Here is a 19,781-nt window from a genome sequence, read left to right on the forward strand (position 1 = left end):
TCACAGAAACATCAGGAAATAGAGCAGGAAAATGTTAACGATTAACAGTAGCACACCGGTTGGAATCTGAGCCTTAATGACCGCGTTACGATCGGGCAGCTCCAGCAGCGCCGCCGGAACAATATTGAAGTTGGCCGCCATCGGCGTCATCAGCGTGCCGCAGTAACCGGAGAACATACCAATCGCCGCCATTACCGCCGGATTTCCGCCGTGCTGCAGCACCAGAATCGGAATGCCAACGCCTGCAGTAATAATCGGAAATGCCGCAAACGCGTTACCCATGACCATGGTTAACAGTGCCATCCCGACGGCATAGACGGTGACGGCGATAAAGCGGTTATCCACCGCCAGCCAGGTTTCAGTCAGATGCGAAATAGCACTGCCTACGCCCGCGGCGGTAAACAGCAGTCCCAGGGTGGCGAGAATCTGCGGCAGGATAAACGCCCAGCCAATTGAATCCAGCAGGCGACGGGTCTCCTGCATCGACTGTACCGGTTTTTCATGGGTCAGTTTTAACGCCACCAGCCAGCCAATCACACAGCCGGCCATCATTGAAAACAATGTCACCAGCGTGGCGTGATTACCGGGACCGAACACCGCATCCTGCAACCCCGGAATATTGTTGAACGCCAGCACACCGACCACGGTCACAACCGGAATCGCCAGTGCAGGCAGAAACAGCTTATTCCGCAGACGCTGTGCGCTTGCCTGTTTCTCTTCATTAGTGCGCTGATGATAACGACCCAGCCGGACACCCCCTAAACCCGCAATCAGCGCCATGATCACCACAATGACACCGATGGTGATGTGCAGCATTCGGGTGCCCGCCGCGTCCGAGCCCATCAGGCTGCTCATCAGCGCCGTCGTCCAGTCACCGACCAGAAAAACCAGGCCATATAAGGCCCAGAAGAGTCCGGTGGTAAAGCGACGCGGATTAGCGCGGTCACGCCATGAGAGGATAGCCACCACCAGCAGGATAATGCCCGCCAGCCACATCAGATATTGTTGCTGGAACATTACTGACCTCCTTTGGCTTTCAGCGCCTGGCTGTTGAGCTGCTGCAGCTCACGTGCCAGCTGACGATCCAGACGAACCAGACGCGCTGAATGGATCAGGAACGCAGCAACGGCAGTTGGAATGCCCCATAAGGCGATGTGCAGCGGCTCAGTCTGAATCCCGGCCGACGCCTGCATAAAGTTGTGCATAAAGATAATCGCGCCAAATGCCACGAAGATATCTTCACCAAAGAACAGGCCGACGTTATCGGTCGCCGCTGACATGGCGCGCAGCTTATGGCGCAGTTCAGGCGAGATCTCGCCATAGCGATTTTCTGTGGCGCCCTCCGCCATCGGTGCCAGTAACGGACGCACCATCTGCGGATGTCCGCCAAGACTGGTTAACCCCAGCGCCGCAGTAATTTCACGCACAAACAGGTAGACGATCAGCAGCCGTCCGGCGGTGGCGGTTTTAATCTGAGCAATCCACGCCTGCGCCCTTTCTTTTAGCCCGTGACGTTCCAGCAGGCCAATGACCGCCAGTGGCAGCAGCAGAATCAGCGGCAGGTTCCGGGTGTTAAGAAACCCTGCGCCGAGTTTTTCCAGAATGTCCGCCAGGGGCATCATCGCAGCCAGACCGGTGACAAATCCGGCGACAATCACCACCAGCACCGGATTAAAACGTAATACGAAGCCGACGATGATCGCGGCAATGCCCAGTAGTGGCCAGAGATTCACTGCAGTTTCCATGGATTTTCCCCGAGTTAAAAAACCCGGCATAAGCCGGGCTAAGTGTGATTATTCAGGCGCTGGTGACACGAATCTGCTGGTCGGCAAACGCATCACGTAACCGCTGTGCAAACTGCAGGGCATGCTCGCCGTCGCCATGTAAGCAGACAGTCTGCGCGTTCACCGCCACCCATTCTCCGGTGATACTTTTCACTTTGCCCTGCCGTACCATTGTCAGTGTCTGATCGATAGCCTGCTGTTCATTCTCAATCAGCGCGCCCGGCTGGTTGCGCGGCACCAGCGCACCGCTGCTGAGATAGCCACGGTCAGCAAACACCTCTTCCCGCGTGTGTAAACCGTAATGCGCCGCAGCACGGATCGATTCGCTATTCGCCAGCCCGACCACAATCAGCTGGCTGTCCACCGCCCTGATGGCGCGGGCAATGGCATCAGCCAGCACCGGGTCTGACGCGGCCTGGTTATAGAGCATGCCGTGTGGCTTAACATGCACCAGGCGCGCGCCCTCACTTTCTGCCAGACTTTTCAGCGCACCAATCTGATAGATCATCTGGGCATAGACCGTTTCCGGCGGCAGCTGCATGGCGCTGCGGCCAAAGTTCTCCCGATCGGGAAAGGCGGGATGCGCCCCGATGGCGACGCCGGATGCCTTTGCCCAGCGCACCGACTGCAGCATGGTCTGTGCATCACCGGCGTGAAAGCCACAGGCGATGTTGGCAGAGCTCACCAGTTGCAGCAGCGCTTCATCGCTGGCGCAGCCCTCACCCAGGTCGGCGTTTAAATCAATTTTCATTGAGTCCCCATTTCATCTGGTCCAGAGCGCGTTGCTGATGCTGACGGGCCAGCATCGCTTCCGGCAGGGTGCAGTGAATAAAGTGAATCGGCTCACCCAGACGGATTTGCGCCAGGTGATAAAGATCGGCTTCGATAACAGAAGCGATGCGCGGATAACCACCGGTAGTCTGGGCATCCGCCATCAATACGATGGGCTGTCCGTTCGGCGGCACCTGAATCACACCTGGCATCACGCCGTGTGACAGCAGCTCGCGCGGGCGCTCACGTTTAAGCTCACGTCCTTCCAGCCGGTATCCCATCCGGTTACTTTGCGGGCTGAGTTTCCATGCGGTGCGCCAGAACGCCTGCTGCGCTTCGGGACTGAATTCGTGATACTCCGGACCAGGCAAGGCGCGAATGCGGTTGCCCCACAGCAGTTGTCGTACCCCGACTTTGCGGTCGAACTGACGCGTCGGTTTCCCCAGCGGGACCTGATCGCCATCCTGCAAGGCGCGCCCATGAAATCCGCCAAATTTTGCTTTCAGGTCGGTACTGGCAGAGCCAAGCACCGCGGGGATGTCAAAACCACCCTGCACCGCCAGATAGCTGCGCATACCACGCTGCGGCATCGCCAGCGACAGGACCTGTCCGCGTTTCACTGGCGTGCGCCAACCCGTCCAGACCGGCTGGCCGTCCAGCTCCGCATGACAGCCTGCACCCGTCAGTGCAAACCAGCCGTCGCGGGTAAACTCTGCTTTGAACTGGCCGAGCACCATCTCCAGCACCGCGCTGTCGGGCGCATTGCCTACCAGTACGTTGGCGGTGAACATGGCGGGATAATCCAGCACACCGCCGGGGCTGATACCGAACTGACGCCAGCCGTATCGACCCGCATCCTGAATAGTGGCCGCCAGCCCGGCCCGCAGAATGTTTAACATACGCCCTCCTGTTGCGGCACAAAGCGCACTTTGTCACCCGGACGGAGCAGCGTGGGCGGTTGCTGCAGCGGATCAAACAGCGCGGTGCGTGTCTGGCCGATCAACTGCCAGCCGCCGGGCGACGCCAGAGGGTAGACGCCGGTCTGGCTGCCACCGATACCCACGGATCCCGCGGGCACGGCCACCCTGGGCTCACTACGACGCGGAATGTGCAGGCGCGGATCCAGTCCGCCCAGATAGGGGAAACCCGGCTGAAAGCCAATAAAAAACACGACGTATTCGCTGCTGCTGTGCAGCTCAACCACCTGGTGAGGCGTCAGCGCGGCATGTTCAGCCACCGCCGTCAGGTCGGGACCGGCCTCACCGCCGTAGATCACCGGGATCTCTACCAGACGCGACTCAGGTAATTGCGCTTCACTCTCTTCCCACCATCGCTGAAGTCGCTCAATCGCATCCAGCGCACTCTGCTGGGGATCACGCAAAATCAAGGTGATGTTGTTCATGCCGGGAATGACCTCCAGCACGCTCGCAGAGGACTGCAATCGCTGGTTAAGTCCCCAGATACGTTGCTGACTCTCCAGTGAGACCGGGGGTTCCAGCTCCAGCACGACAGCGCGTTCACCCAATAAATAACACCGTGCTCGTTGCAACAGCTACCTCCCGCTCAGTTGAGATCGCGACCGGCTGACCGTGCCGGATGCCCGAATCAGCCGATGGCTTATCTACATAAAGCAAATAGTTATGCGAAAGTGACAGGAAAGTGTCAATAGATTTAGGTCCTGCGCAGGCGCACAGGACCTGGGAAGGGGATCAGGCAGGATTGGGAATATCAATGAAAGTCACATCAAGCTCGTGGTGCTGCGCCAGCCACTCGCCCAGCGCTTTTACGCCGCCGCGCTCGGTAGCGTGATGGCCTGCAGCAAAGAAGTGCAGCCCCTGCTCACGTGCGCTGTGAATGGTCTGTTCAGAGACTTCTCCGGTGATATAAGCATCGACGCCTGCGGCAGCGGCCTGGTCGATGAAGCCCTGGCCACCCCCGCTGCACCAGGCGATACGACGAATCAGCGCGGGCGCGTTGTCGCCGCAATGCAGCGGTTCACGTCCCAGTCGGTCACCGATTCGACGTGCCAGCTGCTCACCGGAGATCGGCTCAGCCAGCTCACCCCAGAACACCAGCGGCATCACTTCACCCTTTATTTCAATATCCAGCAAGTTTGCCAGCTGGGCGTTGTTGCCCAGTTCAGGATGCGCGTCGAGCGGCAGGTGCCAGCCATAGAGATTAATATCATTAGCCAGCAGAGTGCGCAGACGACGACGCTTCATACCTTTAATCGCGGCCGGTTCACTTTTCCAGAAATAGCCATGATGGACAATAATCGCATCGGCCTGACGTGCCACCGCCTCGTCCAGCAGTGCCTGACAGGCCGTCACGCCGGTGATAATCGTTTTGACCTCGCTGCGTCCCTCAACCTGTAAACCGTTGGGGGCGTAGTCACTGAAGCTGTGGCTGTCGAGGTGCTGATTGATCAGCGTCTCTAATTCGTAATGGTTCATTCAGGCTCCTTCGAGGCCTCAGGCAGCGCTTTTGGCGCGCTCAAAGGCATCTAATGTCTTTTTACGGGCGGCCTTATGATCCACGATCGGTGCCGGATAATCGAGTTTCTTGTGATGCTTCTCCGCCCAGACGTGGGGCTGGTGAATGTCGCTGTCAGGGACGTCGGCCAGTTCCGGCAGATAGTGGCGGATAAAATCCCCCTTCTCGTCGAAGCGCTCGCCCTGTGTCGTCGGATTAAAGATGCGAAAATAGGGAGCCGCGTCAGTGCCCGTCGATGCTGCCCACTGCCAGCCGCCGTTGTTCGCGGCCAGATCGCCATCGATCAGTTGCTGCATAAAATAGCGTTCGCCTTCACGCCAGTCGATCAGCAGATCTTTGACCAGGAAACTGGCTGTGATCATTCTTAAGCGGTTGTGCATCCAGCCCAGCGCCTTCATCTGACGCATCGCCGCATCGACAATCGGGTAACCCGTTCTACCCGCTTTCCAGGCGTCAAAGTGTGCGTCGTTACGCTGCCATTCAACGTTACGCGTCCAGTCGATAAACGGCTGATGCCGACACAGCGCCGGGTAGGCAACCAGCAGATGGCGGTAGAACTCACGCCAGATCAGCTCGTTCAGCCAGGTAAATGCGCGGCTGTTGTCCAGTGCATCGGGGTGCTCATGCAACACACGATGCAGGCATTGGCGGGGTGACAGCACGCCGGTCGCCAGATAAACCGACAGACGGCTGGTGGCATCCAGCGCCGGCAGGTCACGCTTCGCAGGATAATCGATAACCGGTTTAGTGGCGAAATGACGTAAACGCTTCAGCGCAGCTGCTTCGCCTGCCGGGAACAAGTCCTCATCAAAAGCCTCGGTCGGGTAGTCAAAAGCAGGAATCGGGGTGACTTTCAGCGGCGAGCCTTCACGCGGTTTCGGCGCTGGCACGCACTCCGGCAGACTCTGTTGCAAACGGCGGACAAACGCTTTGCTAAACGGCGTAAAAACCTTATACATCGAGCGGTCGCCGCTCTGCACGCTGCCGGGCGGCAGCAACAGGCTGTCATCAAAACCCTGACAAATGACGCCCGCATCATCAAGACGCTTTTCAGCCCGGGCATCGCGCTGGCGCTCGTTGACCTCATACTGATAGTTGTAGAAAAGCTGATCGACCTTTTGCTTTTCGCAGAATTCTGCCAGCGCATCAATACTGTCGCTGAAGGCATGACAGGCCTGATAGTGAAGTGGAATGCCCCGCTCAGCCAGGGCGCTCTGGACTTCCAGCAGACTGGCGTGAATAAACGCCGCCTGTTTTGGGGACATGTCATGCTGCTGCCACTGTTCTGGCGTGGAGAGGTAGAGCGCAATCACTTTTGCATCGCTGTCGCGGCAGGCGGCGTGCAGCGCCAGGTTGTCGTTGATGCGTAAATCGTTACGCAACCAGACCAGATGGGTGGTCATACTCCTCCTGAATTACTGTCCGTAGCGTAAGCACAAGGCTTCGGGATAGGGATCAAAATAACGTTGCTGTGCCAGCCACGGATGCGGGTATTCGGCCATGTAGTGCTTAAGAATGGTGATCGGCACCAGCAAGGGTTGTGTGCCCTGACGATAGCGGTCAATCAGGGTTGCCAGCTCCTGGCGCTGCGGTGAGCTCAGATGGGTGCGGAAGTAGCCCTGCACATGCATCAGTACATTGGTGTGATTGCGACGTGAGGCGGGGCGTGACATCAGTTCCATCATACGATTGCGGTACTCGAAGGCAAAGGCGTCGAGCGACTCCCACTGGCTCATTGAGGCGACAAACGGTCCCAGTTCGCGATACTTCTCCTGCGAATGTGCCAGCATCATCAGTTTGTAGCGGCTGTGAAAGGCGATTAAAGCCTGACGGGTCAGGCCATTTTCCCAAATCTGATTGAACTCGTGCAGCGCGCAGATACGACCAATAAAGTTCTCACGCAGAGCGGGATCGTGCAGACGACCATCTTCCTCCCGCGGCAGCCAGGGCATTTCGCGCTGCAGGAATTCAGCAAAAATACCAGTGCCCACTTTGCGGTTGTTATTGTTGTCAGGCTCATAGACCCGCACACGCTCCATGCCGCAGCTGGGGGACTTGGCGCACAGAATATAGCCGCAGAGATGATGCAGCGATTTTACCCGCTCGGCAGACCAGTCACGCATCTGCGTGGTGACCTCTTCTCCACCATCTTTGCTGAAGCAGAGATGCAGCTCATCGTCGCCCTGCTTTACCAGGCGTAATGCCGGGCGCGGCGTTGGCAAACCGATCGCCATTTCCGGACAGATCGGTTCAAAACGCACAAACGGGGTAAGATCGTCGGTCGCAAAAGTAAGACGCTTGTGCCCACCATCAAATCTGACGCGGTCGCCGAGCAGGCATGCACTGATTCCAACGGGGATTTTTTTGCTCATACTTGTACAATCTCAGAAATCTTGTAGAGGTTTAAGTGTAGCGCAAAATGGTCAGGAATAAAGGAGGAAAACGCGGTTCAGATCTGCTTATACTCAGAAAAAACGCAAAAAAAAGCCCGGTCAATTGACCAGGCCTGTTTTGTGGCAGTACGACTTACCAGAACGCGCCGCCACCGGCTTCAGACTGCGCCAGCCAGACCGGCTTTGCGCTGGTCTTGCACCAGACACGGTGCAGGTAACTGTAGAAACGTGCCCGGTCCTGTCGAAACAGCATGACAGGAAGCGCCAGCACGCCGAGAAAAACCACCAGCGTACGACGCGCGATAATTTTGTAACGTGGATAAGCCTGATACATGGTTCTCCTCCCGGTAAGCAAAAGTGTTTGAATGTGATCTGTGTCTGACTTTACGCCAGGTTGTGTAATTTTACTACTCATCTGACCACTTATTTGCCGCTATTTACACGGTTTAAGAATCAGCCTGTAATTAAGTTACAGATAAGTTATCGTCTGGTTACATGAGGGTTTAAACGCCCGGAAGGTGAAGCTCACGGACGGCAGCCTGTAATATTGATAAAATGGTAGTTCGGCCCCTATCCAAGGCAGGTATTGCGTGACCACGGTTTTGATCGTTGAAGATGAAAAAGAGATCCGTCGCTTTGTCCGGCTGGCGCTGGAAAATGAAGATCTTAAGGTGTTTGATGCCGATACGCTGCAGCGCGGACTGATTGAAGCGGCAACCCGTAAGCCCGATTTAGTGATCCTCGATCTTGGCCTGCCAGATGGGGATGGCACCGATTTTATCCGTGACCTGCGCCAGTGGAGCGCCATCCCGGTAATTGTATTGTCAGCGCGCAGCGATGAGCAGGATAAAATCGCCGCACTGGATGCAGGCGCGGATGACTATCTGACCAAACCTTTTGGTATTGGCGAACTGCTGGCGCGCGTCCGGGTTGCGCTGCGTCGTCATAGTGGCCAGCAACCTGATGCCAGAGTTCACTTTGCCGACGTCAGTGTCGATTTCGCCGCACGGCGGGTGCAGCGCGGCGGCAATGAGATTCACCTCACTCCAATAGAATTTCGTCTGTTGAGTATTCTGCTGAATAACGCAGGAAAGGTGCTGACACAGCGACAGCTGCTGAGCCAGGTGTGGGGACCTAATGCGGTGGAGCACAGCCATTATCTGCGCATCTATATGGGCCATCTGCGCCAGAAGCTGGAAGCGAATCCGACACAACCTGCCCATCTGCTGACCGAAACCGGGATCGGCTACCGTTTTATGCCATAAAAAAAGGCGCCAGAGGCGCCTTAAGCTGTTAACAACGTTTAAGCTGGTTCGCTGTGAAACCGAGCCTGCTCAGGAAACAGGGTCAGATCGGAAAGACGCAAAAGCCGTCATCCATGACACGCTCGGCCCGCGCCGTCCTGGCGCGGGACGCTTTCCTCTTCTGACCCCGTTCCCGCCGCATTGAGTAAGTCCGTTGCTGCCAGATTTACCCGGATGTGAGGTTGTCTTCAGTCTGAGGCGCGCGATGCGCCTTTTTATCATCCTGACTTATCAGGCGTTTTTCAGCACTTCACTGACAATCTCTACGGCTTCTTTCTCAATCTGCTCGCGATGTTCTGCGCCCAGGAAGCTTTCACAGTAGATTTTGTAGGCATCTTCGGTGCCTGAAGGACGGGCAGCAAACCAGCCATTCTCCGTCATCACTTTCAGACCGCCGATTGAGGCACCGTTACCTGGTGCCGCCGTCAGACGCGCGGTGATAGGATCACCCGCCAGCGTATCCGCGCTCACCATCTCTGGTGACAGCTTCGACAGTGCAGCTTTCTGCGCTGAAGTGGCGGATGCCTGCAGACGGTTGTAGCTTGGTGCGCCAAAACGCGCAGCCAGTTCATCATAATGCTGCTGCGGATTTTTACCGGTCACCGCTGTAATTTCAGCCGCCAGCAGACACATGATGATGCCATCTTTGTCCGTTGACCACGGCGTGCCGTCGAAACGCAGGAATGAAGCGCCCGCGCTCTCTTCACCGCCGAAACCGAAGCTGCCGTCATACAGACCATCAACAAACCATTTGAAACCAACCGGCACTTCCACCAGCTTGCGACCAATGTCGTTGACCACACGGTCAATCATGGCGCTGGACACCAGGGTTTTACCCACGGCAACATCCTGGCCCCACTGTGGACGATGCTGGAACAGATAGTTGATCGCAACCGCCAGATAGTGGTTTGGATTCATCAGACCCGCCGGGGTCACGATGCCGTGACGGTCATAATCGGGATCGTTGCCGAACGCCAGATCGAACTTGTCGCGGTAAGCCAGCAGGCCTGCCATTGCGCTTTCGGACGAACAGTCCATGCGCACGACGCCATCTTTATCCAGATGCATAAAGCGGAAGGTCTGATCGACAGCATCGTTTACCAGCGTCAGATCCAGCTTGTAATGCTCAGCAATACGCTGCCAGTAAGCAATACCTGAACCGCCCAGTGGATCAACACCCAGCTTCAGGCCAGCTTTCTGAATTGCCGGGAAATCGATAATCTCTGCCAGACCTTCAACGTAAGGCTGGATCAGATCTTTCTCGACCACGTGACCGCTCGCCATAGCCTGTTCAAGTGGCAGACGTTTCACCTCTTTCAGCCCATCTTTGATCAGCTGATTAGCGCGATCTTCCACCACTTTAGTGACGTTGGTATCCGCCGGTCCACCGTTAGGTGGATTGTACTTAATGCCGCCATCTTCCGGTGGGTTGTGCGAAGGTGTGATGACGATACCATCTGCCAGCGGGCCACCCGATTTATTGTGCTCAAGAATGGCGTTGGAAATCGCAGGGGTTGGCGTATAGCCATTATCCTGCTGAACAATCACATCAACGCCGTTCGCCGCCAGGACTTCCAGAACAGACAGAATCGCCGGTTCTGACAGCGCATGAGTATCTTTACCGACGTAGCAAGGTCCGGTGATGCCGTTCTTTTTACGCTCTTCGGCAATTGCCTGAGCGATGGCCAGAATGTGCATCTCGTTGAAGCTCTGGCGCCCTGCACTGCCGCGATGGCCAGAGGTGCCAAATTTCACCGCATGTTCCGGGTTCGCCACATCGGGCTGCAGGACATAATATTGTGACGTTAATTGTGCAACGTTAATCAAATCGCTCTGCTGGGCGGGTTGCCCGGCACGTGGGTGATTGGCCATTGGCGCTGCTCCCTGACGCTTAAGTTTTTAAATGGTGCCGCAAACTTTCTCGGTCAGTTCCGCAGGGAACTGCATCGAGAGCATGATGTGTTCAACCATGCTGCATTTACGACCAGTATTGGTGTTGGTGATCACCCAGTACGGCGTGCCGGGCACATGCTTCGGCTTAGTATGGGTGCCATTCTGCAACAGCGTATGCTCATCGCCTGCAAAATAGACGCGGGTACGCCCCTGCAGCGATGCAGTAGCCTCAGCAAAGGCTGCGGTATCAAGACGATAGAGCGTTGACAAAATAAGCATAAAGCGATTCACCGCCCGCTTCTGCTCCGCATATTCATCGGAAAGCAGCAGCTCACGCACCGCGCGAACACGATCCTGCGGGCGGGAACCCACAGAGGCCTGGGACTCTTTCGCTGCCTCTTTTGACGCTGGCTGAGCAGGCGAAGCAGGTGCAGTCTGACCGGCCGTGAATTTCAGCATACGACGCAGAATGTCGGATGCGCTTTCACCAATGTGTTGCGTATGGCTGGCAATATAACGGTAGAGCTCTTCGTCAACTTCAATCGTTTTCATCTTATTCCGTACGGTTCTTTCTCATGACAGAACCACCTGTTTCCTGAAAAGCACTGAGTATAGTCAGGCAATTCAAAAGGTGTGTGGGTTCTAACATCAGGATTATAAAGTTAAATTCAGGCGGGTTGTTAGCAATCAAACGGTTTACGGGCAAAAGTCAGAATATGTCCTAATGCCACCGGAACCGGCGCACCTGAAAAGGTGAAACCATGATAACCTAAGCTCAGGTCTCAAACTTAAGAACTTTGCTATGATTTTGAACGCCCGTCTGCAAACTGAACAATCCCCTCCTGATTCCCTGCCCATCCTCCTTATCCATGGTCTGTTTGGCAGCCTGGATAACCTTGGTGTGCTGGCGCGCGGGCTGAAAGATGCCGGTCCCCTGCTGCAGGTTGATGTCCGTAACCACGGTCTTTCGCCACGATCCGACGAGATGAACTACGCTGTAATGGCGCAGGATATGGTCGACACGCTGGATGCACAGGGCATCGAACGCGTCGCGGTTATCGGTCACTCGATGGGCGGTAAAATCGCGATGACCATGAGCGCGCTGGTGCCGGATCGCATTGAGCGACTGGTGATGATCGATATCGCACCGGTGGACTACCAGACCCGCCGCCACGATGAGATTTTTGCCGGTATTCGTGCCGTCACTGATGCGGGCGTTTCATTCCGCAGCGAGGCAGCCCGCATTATGCGCACGCTGATTGATGAAGAAGGGGTTATCCAGTTTCTGCTGAAGTCATTTCAGGAGGGTGAGTGGCGCTTCAATGTGCCGGTACTGTGGGATAACTACACCACGATTTCTGGCTGGCAGCCGGTTCCTGCCTGGGATCATCCCGCGTTGTTTATTCGTGGCGGCGACTCAAACTATCTGGATAACCGCTACCGCGACGTGTTACTTCAACAGTTTCCGGCGGCTCAGGCACATGTCATTGGCGGCGCCGGGCACTGGGTTCATGCAGAGAAACCTGATGCCGTTTTGCGCAGCATTCGTCGTTTTTTTGCGCTTTAAAAGCAAATAGATGGCGGTAAAAGTTTAGGATTGGCGTCGGGAGTACGCGTGAAGTATGATGGCGCGCTAAAATTTTGCCGCTGGTCAGTTTTGCTGCGGCAATGGCCAATAATTTATAATCTGCGCGGTGAGTGTCTGGCGCCCGCCCCCATTCAGTTTTACTAAGCCATGGCAAAAGAACAGACTGACCGCACGACGCTCGATCTCTTTGCTGATGAGCGCCGCCCCGGTCGACCCAAAACCAGTCCGCTTTCGCGTGATGAACAGCTGCGCATCAACAAGCGCAACCAGCTTAAACGTGACAAAGGACGCGGACTTCGTCGTGTCGAACTGAAAATGAACAGTGAAGCCGTCGATGCACTTAATACGCTGGCAGAACAGCGTAATCTCAGCCGCAGCGAACTGATTGAACAGATGCTGCTGGCGCAGCTCAAACTGGATTGATGCGGGCAAATCGCACGCAGGAGCAAATGTCGGGGCTTTAACCGTTCACCGGTTTTCTCTCGTCTGCTATTATTCGCTGAAATGTGCTGCGGCACACATCTCATCATCAGGATTTAAGAGGTTATTTTACTCATGGCACTCGTAGGCATCTTCTTTGGCAGCGATACCGGTAATACCGAAAACATTGCAAAAATGATCCAGAAACAGCTGGGTTCAGACGTTGCAGAAGTGCATGACATCGCGAAAAGCACAAAAGAAGATCTGGAAGCATTTGATATCCTGCTGCTGGGTATTCCAACCTGGTACTACGGTGAAGCACAGTGCGACTGGGATGACTTCTTCCCGACGCTGGAAGAGATCGACTTTAATGGCAAGCTGGTGGCGTTGTTTGGCTGCGGCGATCAGGAAGATTACGCAGAGTACTTCTGTGATGCGATGGGCACCATCCGCGACATTATTGAGCCACACGGTGCCGTGATTGTCGGACACTGGCCAACTGAGGGCTACCATTTCGAAGCCTCAAAAGGTCTGGCGGATGATACCCACTTCCTGGGTCTGGCTATCGACGAAGATCGTCAGCCTGAACTGACTAACCAGCGTGTTGAACAGTGGGTTAAGCAGATTTTTGATGAACTGCAACTGAAAGAGATCATCGAAGCGTGATGGTGTCTGACTCAATGTGAGCGCCAGCTCACATTGAGGTAATGGAAATTCCTATAGAAATAATAGCCACATTTTTTTAACTTTCTCCGTTTAATCTGTAGAATACCCGCATCGATCTTCCGCTTATTTTCTCACGCGGCAAGACTAAGCGATGTACAAACAGACATCTGCCAGAATTCTCCCCGGCCCGGTGACGCCTCCCCAGCAGCCCATGATGATTCAGGCACGCCCTCTGGTTTTCATTTCATCGCTTCAGTTCTATAATGAGACGCAAATGAGAATGAGTGTAGATCGACATTCAAGGCGACAAGCCACAAAAGTGAATATTAGTAACAGGACAAAATCCGCATGACTGACAACAACACCGCATTAAAGAAGGCTGGCCTGAAAGTGACACTGCCCAGACTGAAAATTCTGGAAGTGCTTCAGGAACCTGAGTGCCATCACGTCAGTGCGGAAGATTTGTATAAACGCCTGATTGATATCGGCGAAGAGATTGGACTGGCTACCGTTTACCGTGTGCTTAACCAGTTCGATGACGCGGGTATTGTGACGCGCCACAATTTCGAAGGCGGCAAATCGGTCTTCGAACTGACGCAGCAGCATCATCACGATCACCTGATTTGCCTGGATTGCGGCAAGGTTATTGAGTTCAGCGACGAGTCTATCGAAACGCGTCAGCGTGAAATCGCAACCCGCCACGGCATCAAGCTCACTAACCACAGCCTCTATCTTTACGGACACTGCACACTGGGCGATTGCCGGGAAAATGAAACCCTGCACGACCAGTAACGCGAGCTGAAATAAAAAAACCGGTGAATTCACCGGTTTTTTTTCGTCTGATGTCTGCTGTCAGTCAGGCGACCAGCGTCTCCTGCAGATAACGCCAGCGCGGAATAGAGCTACTGCAATCGAGAATGGCCAGCGAGATGCGGCTATTGTTATTGCCATTCATCATCTGCATTTCGCGATACTGCACGGTGATCTCTTTATCATGATGAGAGAGGATCACATGTTCGCAGGTGGCAATGCGCATCCCTTCCCGCTGCCCCTGCAACTGCCGGAAAAGATCCTCGACCTCGTTCAGATTGTACTCTTTGCCTTTAGGGGTCACCATGCGGAATTCAGGATGAAAATAGGACATCAGCAGCTCAAAACTGTCGTCTGATCCGGCGGGCTTATTAAAAATACGTTCAATGAGCTGATGTAAAACGACGACACTGTGTTTGGCTTCCTGGGCGAGAACGGTCATATTTTTTCCTTCTGTAACCCGCTGTGCAACCTCTGAGAGCGCATAGCCTACCTGAAAGCTGCTAATTCACATCCTGAAATTGATTAATTTTTTTAAACTCAGATTTCTCTCACAGTATGGCATTTAATGGATTGCAGTTAGTTCAGAACAAACGTCGGTAATGGTCGAAATAGGGACAATAAAAAAGGGCGATAAATCGCCCTTTTGTCATTTTATGAGGTCAGCCTCAACACGTTATTCGCCGGCTTTCGTCCAGGTATCACGAAGACCAACGGTACGGTTGAATACCAACTGCGAGGGCGTAGAGTAAACGCTGTCGGCGCAGAAATAACCTTCACGTTCAAACTGGAACGGTGTGGTCGGTTCTACATCGCGCAGGCTCGGTTCCACAAAGCCCTGTTTAATCGCCAGTGACTCAGGGTTGATTACCGCCAGGAAGTCCTCAGCCGCACCCGGGTTTGGCACGCTGAACAGGCGGTCATACAGACGGAACTCAGCAGGCTGCGCGTGATCGGCAGAGACCCAGTGAATCACGCCTTTGACCTTACGGCCATCAGCAGGATCTTTGCTCAGCGTATCAACATCGCTGGTGCAATAGATGCAGGTGATGTTGCCCGCTTCATCTTTAGCAATTCGCTCAGCACGAATCACGTAGGCGTTGCGCAGGCGAACTTCTTTGCCCAGCACCAGACGTTTATATTGCTTGTTCGCCTCTTCACGGAAATCTGCACGGTCGATCCAGATCTCGCGGCTGAACGGCACTTCACGCGTGCCCATCTCCGGCTTACCCGGATGATTGGGCATGGTGAGGGTTTCGCTGTGACCCGCTGGCAGGTTTTCGATCACCACTTTTAGCGGATCGAGCACCGCCATGGCACGTGGTGCATTCTCGTTAAGATCATCGCGAATACAGGATTCCAGCGAGGCCATCTCCACGATGTTATCCTGTTTGGTCACGCCAATACGACGGCAGAACTCACGGATAGAGGCTGCGGTGTAACCGCGACGACGCAGACCTGAAACGGTCAGCATGCGCGGATCGTCCCAGCCTTCTACGTGCTTCTCGGTCACCAGCTGAGTGAGTTTGCGTTTCGACATCACCGCATACTCCAGATTCAGACGCGAGAACTCGTACTGGCGCGGATGAACCGGAATGGTGATGTTATCCAGCACCCAGTCATAGAGACGGCGGTTGTCCTGAAACTCCAGCGTACACAGTGAGTGCGTGATGCCTTCCAGCGCATCGGAGATGCAGTGGGTAAAGTCATACATCGGATAGATGCACCACTTGTTACCCGTCTGGTGGTGTTCTGCGAACTTGATGCGGTACAGCACCGGATCACGCATCACGATGAAACTAGAGGCCATGTCGATTTTGGCACGCAGACAGGCGCTGCCTTCGGCAAACTCACCGTTGCGCATTTTCTCAAACAGCGCCAGGTTCTCTTCCACGCTGCGATCGCGATAAGGGCTGTTTTTGCCAGGCTCTTTCAGGGTGCCGCGATATTCGCGAATCTCATCCGGACTGAGTTCATCAACGTAAGCCAGACCTTTAGAAATCAGCTCGATGGCATAATTGTAGAGCTGATCAAAATAGTTTGATGAGTAACAGACCTCACCGCTCCACTCAAAACCCAGCCACTGGACGTCACGCTTAATGGATTCAACAAATTCCATATCCTCTTTAACAGGATTGGTATCGTCGAAACGCAGGTTGCATTGCCCCTGATAATCCTGGGCGATGCCAAAATTCAGACAGATCGATTTCGCATGACCAATATGCAGATAGCCATTGGGCTCTGGCGGGAAACGGGTATGCACGCTGCTGTGCTTACCGCTCGCCAAATCTTCGTCAATGATCTGACGAATAAAGTTAGTTGGGCGGGCTTCAGCCTCACTCATCTCAAAAATCCTCAATACGAATAACGGGTGATTTGTACCACGAAGTAACGGAGTATGATCCACAAAGCGTCTGAGGGAAACAACCGTTTGTTAAGCCTTTAAAACAAAAAAGGCAGGAATCGCTTCCTGCCTGTGGGGTTCTGTTGCGGGGATTAGCCTTTCACTTCGTATAGCGGGGTTTCACCGGCTACCACCTGGCCGCGAGCCAGTAATGTCAGCCCTGCGAAGTCATCGCTGTTACTGACCACGACCGGACTCACCATTGAGCGGGCGTTCGCGTTCAGGAATTCAAGGTCCATCTCCAGCACCCGCTGACCAGCGACCACGGTGGCCCCCTCGTCAACCAGACGGGTAAAGCCTTTACCTTCCAGCGCCACGGTATCCAGTCCCATGTGTACCACTATCTCTACACCATTGTCCGTTTCCAGACAGAAGGCGTGATTGGTGTTGAAGATTTTAACCAGCGTACCCGCTATCGGTGCCACGACCCATTTGTCGCTGGGTTTGATCGCCAGACCGTCACCCACCGCTTTGCTGGCGAAGGCTTCATCCGGCACATCATCCAGTGCCACGACTTCACCGCTGACTGGTGCCAGCAGGGTTGCGATGACACGCTTCTCACTGTTCAGCACCGCCTGCGGTGCCACAGCCGGCTCAGCCGGTGCGCTGCTGGCTGTCGCTGCAGCAACCGGACCCTTGGTCAGCACTTTTTTCATGGCCGAGGCGATGCTTTCTGCCTGGGTGCCCACGATGATCTGCACGCTCTGTTTGTTAAGACGAATCACGCCGGACGCACCAAGACGCTTCGCCACACCTTCATTAACCTGAGCGGAATCATTCACATTAAGACGCAGACGGGTGATACAGGCATCGATGCTGGTTAAGTTCTCTGAACCACCCACTGCACCGATGTAACGGCGCGCCAGTGATTCAGTCGCCGTTTCACCATTGTCGGTTTTATCCACGTTGACGTCGTAACCATCACTTTCATCACCGTCAACCGCCAGCTCACGGCCTGGCGTCATCAGGTTGAATTTTTTAATCGTGAAGCGGAACACGACATAGTAGATAGCGAAGAAGACCAGCCCCTGCGGAATCAGCATGTACCAGTGTGTCGCGAGAGGATTACGGGTCGACAGCACCATATCCACCAGCCCGGCGCTGAAACCAAATCCGGCAATCCAGTGCATACTGGCAGCGATAAAGACAGAGAGACCGGTCAGAACGGCGTGGATCAGATAGAGCACCGGCGCCACGAACATAAAGGAGAATTCCAGCGGTTCGGTGATACCCGTAAAGAAGGCAGCAAACGCAGCAGCCAGCATAATACTCCCCACTTTGACGCGGTTCTCTGGACGCGCACAGTGGTAGATAGCCAGTGCTGCACCCGGCAGACCAAACATCATAATCGGGAAAAAGCCCGCCTGATAACGACCGGTAATCCCTACGGTTGCGGTTCCGTCAGCCAGTGACTGCGCACCGCCAAGGAATTTAGGAATGTCATTAATACCTGCAACGTCAAACCAGAACACGGAGTTCAGCGCGTGATGCAGACCGACCGGAATCAGCAGGCGGTTGAAGAAGGCATAGATGCCGGCACCGACAGAGCCCAGCTTCTGGATGTGTTCACCAAAGCTGACCAGGCCGTTAAACACCACTGGCCAGATGTACATCAGGATAAAAGCGACGAAGATCATCAGGAACGAAACCAGAATCGGCACCAGCCGTCGTCCGCTGAAGAAGGAGAGCGCTTTAGGCAGCTCAACATGGCTGAAGCGGTTATAGACTTCTGCTGACAGGATACCGACCAGAATACCGACAAACTGATTCTCAATTTTGCCAAACGCTGCAGGTACCTGAGCTAAAGGAATTTTCTGAATCATGGCCACCGCGGCCGGTGAGCAAAGCGTGGTGACCACCAGGAATCCGACAAAGCCGGTCAGGGCTGCCGCACCATCTTTATCTTTTGACATGCCATAGGCGATACCAATCGCAAACAGGACTGACATGTGCTCAATGATGGCAGAACCTGATTTGATCAGTAAGGCAGCCAGCGCATTGCCTGCACCCCAGCTGTCTGGATCAATCCAGTAGCCAACCCCCATTAGTATTGCTGCTGCTGGCAGGGTAGCGACCGGCACCATCAGTGCACGCCCCACCTTTTGTAAGTAACCTAACATAACCCTTCCCCCTATGAGCCTGACTTGTCGCTTTGCGCTGCTTAATGTTGTTGTGTCAGCTGCAAAGATCGTTAATACACTTCATATCACGCAGCGAAGTGTAATAATAAATTAATTCGCTTCGCAAATTAAAACCCTGCCAGATGTGATTTTTATCACTAAAAAACATCGTGTCATACGGCAACATCTGGCAATGACTGCAAACTTATTTTATGATCCGAAATATTGAATTGCGCTCCGCCCGTGGCGAGAATAGAAAATCTGCTCAGGCTGATGAGTAACGCAACGGTTTAGCGATCCCCTTTCCATTTTCTAATGAGGTGAAACATGAGACTGATTCCTTTAGCGACGCCAACCCAGGTAGGCAAATGGGCCGCCCGACATATTGTTAACCGCATCAATGCATTTAATCCGACGGCGGATAAACCTTTTGTTCTGGGTCTGCCGACCGGCGGTACACCCCTGGAGGCGTACAAGCACCTGATTGATATGCACAAAGCGGGCCAGGTCAGTTTTAAGCATGTCGTCACCTTCAATATGGACGAATATGTTGGCCTGCCGAAAGAGCATCCGGAAAGCTATCACAGTTTCATGTATCGCAATTTCTTTGATCACGTTGATATTCAACCGGAAAATATCAACCTGCTGAATGGTAATGCGCCGGATATTGACGCAGAATGTCGTCAGTACGAAGAGAAAATTCGCACGCTGGGTAAAATTCACCTGTTTATGGGCGGTGTCGGTAACGACGGTCATATCGCCTTTAACGAGCCGGCTTCTTCACTGGCCTCCCGTACCCGCATTAAAACCCTGACGCATGACACCCGCGTGGCAAACTCTCGCTTCTTTAACGGCGATGTTGATCAGGTGCCTAAATATGCCCTTACCGTGGGCGTCGGTACGCTGCTGGATGCAGAAGAAGTGATGATTCTGGTTACCGGCCATGTTAAAGCACAGGCACTGCAGGCGGCAGTGGAAGGCAACGTGAATCATATGTGGACAATCAGCTGTCTGCAGCTGCATGCCAAATCGGTGGTGGTCTGTGATGAACCCGCCACCATGGAACTGAAAGTGAAAACCGTGAAATATTTCCGCGAAATGGAAGCGGAAAATATGAAAGGCGTGTAACAGAACA

Annotated in this window: 20 protein-coding genes; 6 read left to right on the forward strand and 14 right to left on the reverse strand. The window is 54.3% G+C overall.

Annotated elements, in window-relative coordinates:
• The 9 genes from KTJ90_RS13800 to KTJ90_RS13840 form a co-directional block, all read right to left on the reverse strand.
• Positions 1 to 1,017, reverse strand: a complete 1,017-nt coding sequence (locus tag KTJ90_RS13800; protein ID WP_033762882.1) for a DUF979 domain-containing protein — start codon at positions 1,015 to 1,017, stop codon at positions 1 to 3.
• Positions 1,017 to 1,745, reverse strand: coding sequence for a DUF969 domain-containing protein (locus KTJ90_RS13805; protein ID WP_008925018.1), 729 nt, complete (start codon positions 1,743 to 1,745; stop codon positions 1,017 to 1,019). The genes KTJ90_RS13800 and KTJ90_RS13805 overlap by 1 nt, the downstream gene beginning before the upstream one ends.
• A 52-nt stretch (positions 1,746 to 1,797) precedes the next feature.
• A complete protein-coding gene (gene pxpA, locus KTJ90_RS13810) occupies positions 1,798 to 2,535 on the reverse strand; it encodes a 5-oxoprolinase subunit PxpA (protein WP_008925017.1) in 738 nt (245 codons plus the stop codon).
• The gene (gene pxpC, locus KTJ90_RS13815; protein ID WP_078804198.1) at positions 2,525 to 3,454 is read right to left on the reverse strand and encodes a 5-oxoprolinase subunit PxpC; all 930 of its coding nucleotides are present in this window, start codon (positions 3,452 to 3,454) and stop codon (positions 2,525 to 2,527) included. The genes pxpA and pxpC overlap by 11 nt, the downstream gene beginning before the upstream one ends.
• Positions 3,448 to 4,104: a 5-oxoprolinase subunit PxpB gene (gene pxpB, locus KTJ90_RS13820; protein WP_008925015.1), complete on the reverse strand. Its 657-nt coding sequence runs from the start codon at positions 4,102 to 4,104 to the stop codon at positions 3,448 to 3,450. The genes pxpC and pxpB overlap by 7 nt, the downstream gene beginning before the upstream one ends.
• A gap of 160 nt (positions 4,105 to 4,264) precedes the next feature.
• Positions 4,265 to 5,008: a type 2 GTP cyclohydrolase I gene (locus KTJ90_RS13825; protein ID WP_003853180.1), complete on the reverse strand. Its 744-nt coding sequence runs from the start codon at positions 5,006 to 5,008 to the stop codon at positions 4,265 to 4,267.
• An 18-nt stretch (positions 5,009 to 5,026) separates the two neighbouring features.
• Positions 5,027 to 6,451, reverse strand: a complete 1,425-nt coding sequence (phrB, locus tag KTJ90_RS13830) for a deoxyribodipyrimidine photo-lyase (protein ID WP_140033610.1) — start codon at positions 6,449 to 6,451, stop codon at positions 5,027 to 5,029.
• 12 nt (positions 6,452 to 6,463) lie between these two features.
• Positions 6,464 to 7,420, reverse strand: a complete 957-nt coding sequence (locus KTJ90_RS13835; RefSeq protein WP_499025025.1) for a YbgA family protein — start codon at positions 7,418 to 7,420, stop codon at positions 6,464 to 6,466.
• 154 nt (positions 7,421 to 7,574) lie between these two features.
• On the reverse strand, positions 7,575 to 7,775 hold the full coding sequence (locus tag KTJ90_RS13840; protein ID WP_003853189.1) for a YbfA family protein: 201 nt from the start codon (positions 7,773 to 7,775) through the stop codon (positions 7,575 to 7,577).
• A gap of 256 nt (positions 7,776 to 8,031) precedes the next feature.
• Between KTJ90_RS13840 and kdpE the strand changes: the two genes are divergently transcribed.
• Positions 8,032 to 8,706, forward strand: coding sequence for a two-component system response regulator KdpE (kdpE, locus tag KTJ90_RS13845; protein WP_003853190.1), 675 nt, complete (start codon positions 8,032 to 8,034; stop codon positions 8,704 to 8,706).
• Positions 8,707 to 8,976: 270 nt separating this feature from the next.
• Here the strand turns inward: kdpE and pgm are convergent, their stop codons facing one another.
• Both pgm and seqA read right to left on the reverse strand, forming a co-directional pair.
• Entirely contained in the window at positions 8,977 to 10,617 is a 1,641-nt protein-coding gene (gene pgm / locus KTJ90_RS13850; protein ID WP_499025028.1) for a phosphoglucomutase, read from the reverse strand.
• Between the two features lie 27 nt (positions 10,618 to 10,644).
• On the reverse strand, positions 10,645 to 11,190 hold the full coding sequence (gene seqA / locus KTJ90_RS13855; protein ID WP_008925010.1) for a replication initiation negative regulator SeqA: 546 nt from the start codon (positions 11,188 to 11,190) through the stop codon (positions 10,645 to 10,647).
• 250 nt (positions 11,191 to 11,440) lie between these two features.
• Between seqA and ybfF the strand changes: the two genes are divergently transcribed.
• The 4 genes from ybfF to fur all read left to right on the forward strand — a co-directional run bounded on the left by ybfF (position 11,441) and on the right by fur (position 14,104).
• On the forward strand, positions 11,441 to 12,205 hold the full coding sequence (ybfF, locus tag KTJ90_RS13860) for an alpha/beta fold hydrolase (protein ID WP_499025030.1): 765 nt from the start codon (positions 11,441 to 11,443) through the stop codon (positions 12,203 to 12,205).
• 168 nt (positions 12,206 to 12,373) lie between these two features.
• Positions 12,374 to 12,649, forward strand: a complete 276-nt coding sequence (gene ybfE, locus KTJ90_RS13865) for a LexA regulated protein (RefSeq protein ID WP_003852811.1) — start codon at positions 12,374 to 12,376, stop codon at positions 12,647 to 12,649.
• A 132-nt stretch (positions 12,650 to 12,781) separates the two neighbouring features.
• Positions 12,782 to 13,312 carry a flavodoxin FldA gene (gene fldA, locus KTJ90_RS13870; protein ID WP_275766458.1) on the forward strand — a complete coding sequence of 177 codons (531 nt, stop codon included), beginning with the start codon at positions 12,782 to 12,784 and terminating at the stop codon, positions 13,310 to 13,312.
• A gap of 348 nt (positions 13,313 to 13,660) precedes the next feature.
• Positions 13,661 to 14,104, forward strand: coding sequence for a ferric iron uptake transcriptional regulator (gene fur, locus KTJ90_RS13875; protein WP_003852805.1), 444 nt, complete (start codon positions 13,661 to 13,663; stop codon positions 14,102 to 14,104).
• Between the two features lie 64 nt (positions 14,105 to 14,168).
• Here the strand turns inward: fur and KTJ90_RS13880 are convergent, their stop codons facing one another.
• The 3 genes from KTJ90_RS13880 to nagE form a co-directional block, all read right to left on the reverse strand.
• Positions 14,169 to 14,564, reverse strand: coding sequence for a hypothetical protein (locus KTJ90_RS13880; protein WP_003852803.1), 396 nt, complete (start codon positions 14,562 to 14,564; stop codon positions 14,169 to 14,171).
• A 234-nt stretch (positions 14,565 to 14,798) separates the two neighbouring features.
• Complete coding sequence (gene glnS / locus KTJ90_RS13885) at positions 14,799 to 16,466, reverse strand: glutamine--tRNA ligase (protein ID WP_008925009.1); 1,668 nt, start codon at positions 16,464 to 16,466, stop codon at positions 14,799 to 14,801.
• A gap of 152 nt (positions 16,467 to 16,618) precedes the next feature.
• On the reverse strand, positions 16,619 to 18,646 hold the full coding sequence (nagE, locus tag KTJ90_RS13890; protein WP_499025034.1) for a PTS sugar transporter subunit IIABC family protein: 2,028 nt from the start codon (positions 18,644 to 18,646) through the stop codon (positions 16,619 to 16,621).
• 327 nt (positions 18,647 to 18,973) lie between these two features.
• On the opposite strand from nagE, the gene nagB reads away from it, so the two are divergent.
• Positions 18,974 to 19,774 (forward strand): glucosamine-6-phosphate deaminase, encoded by an 801-nt coding sequence (nagB, locus tag KTJ90_RS13895; RefSeq protein ID WP_003852796.1) that lies wholly within the window; start codon positions 18,974 to 18,976, stop codon positions 19,772 to 19,774.
• Positions 19,775 to 19,781 lie beyond the last annotated feature (7 nt).

This window comes from Pantoea jilinensis (genome assembly GCF_019104105.1).
Lineage (GTDB): Bacteria > Pseudomonadota > Gammaproteobacteria > Enterobacterales > Enterobacteriaceae > Pantoea > Pantoea eucalypti.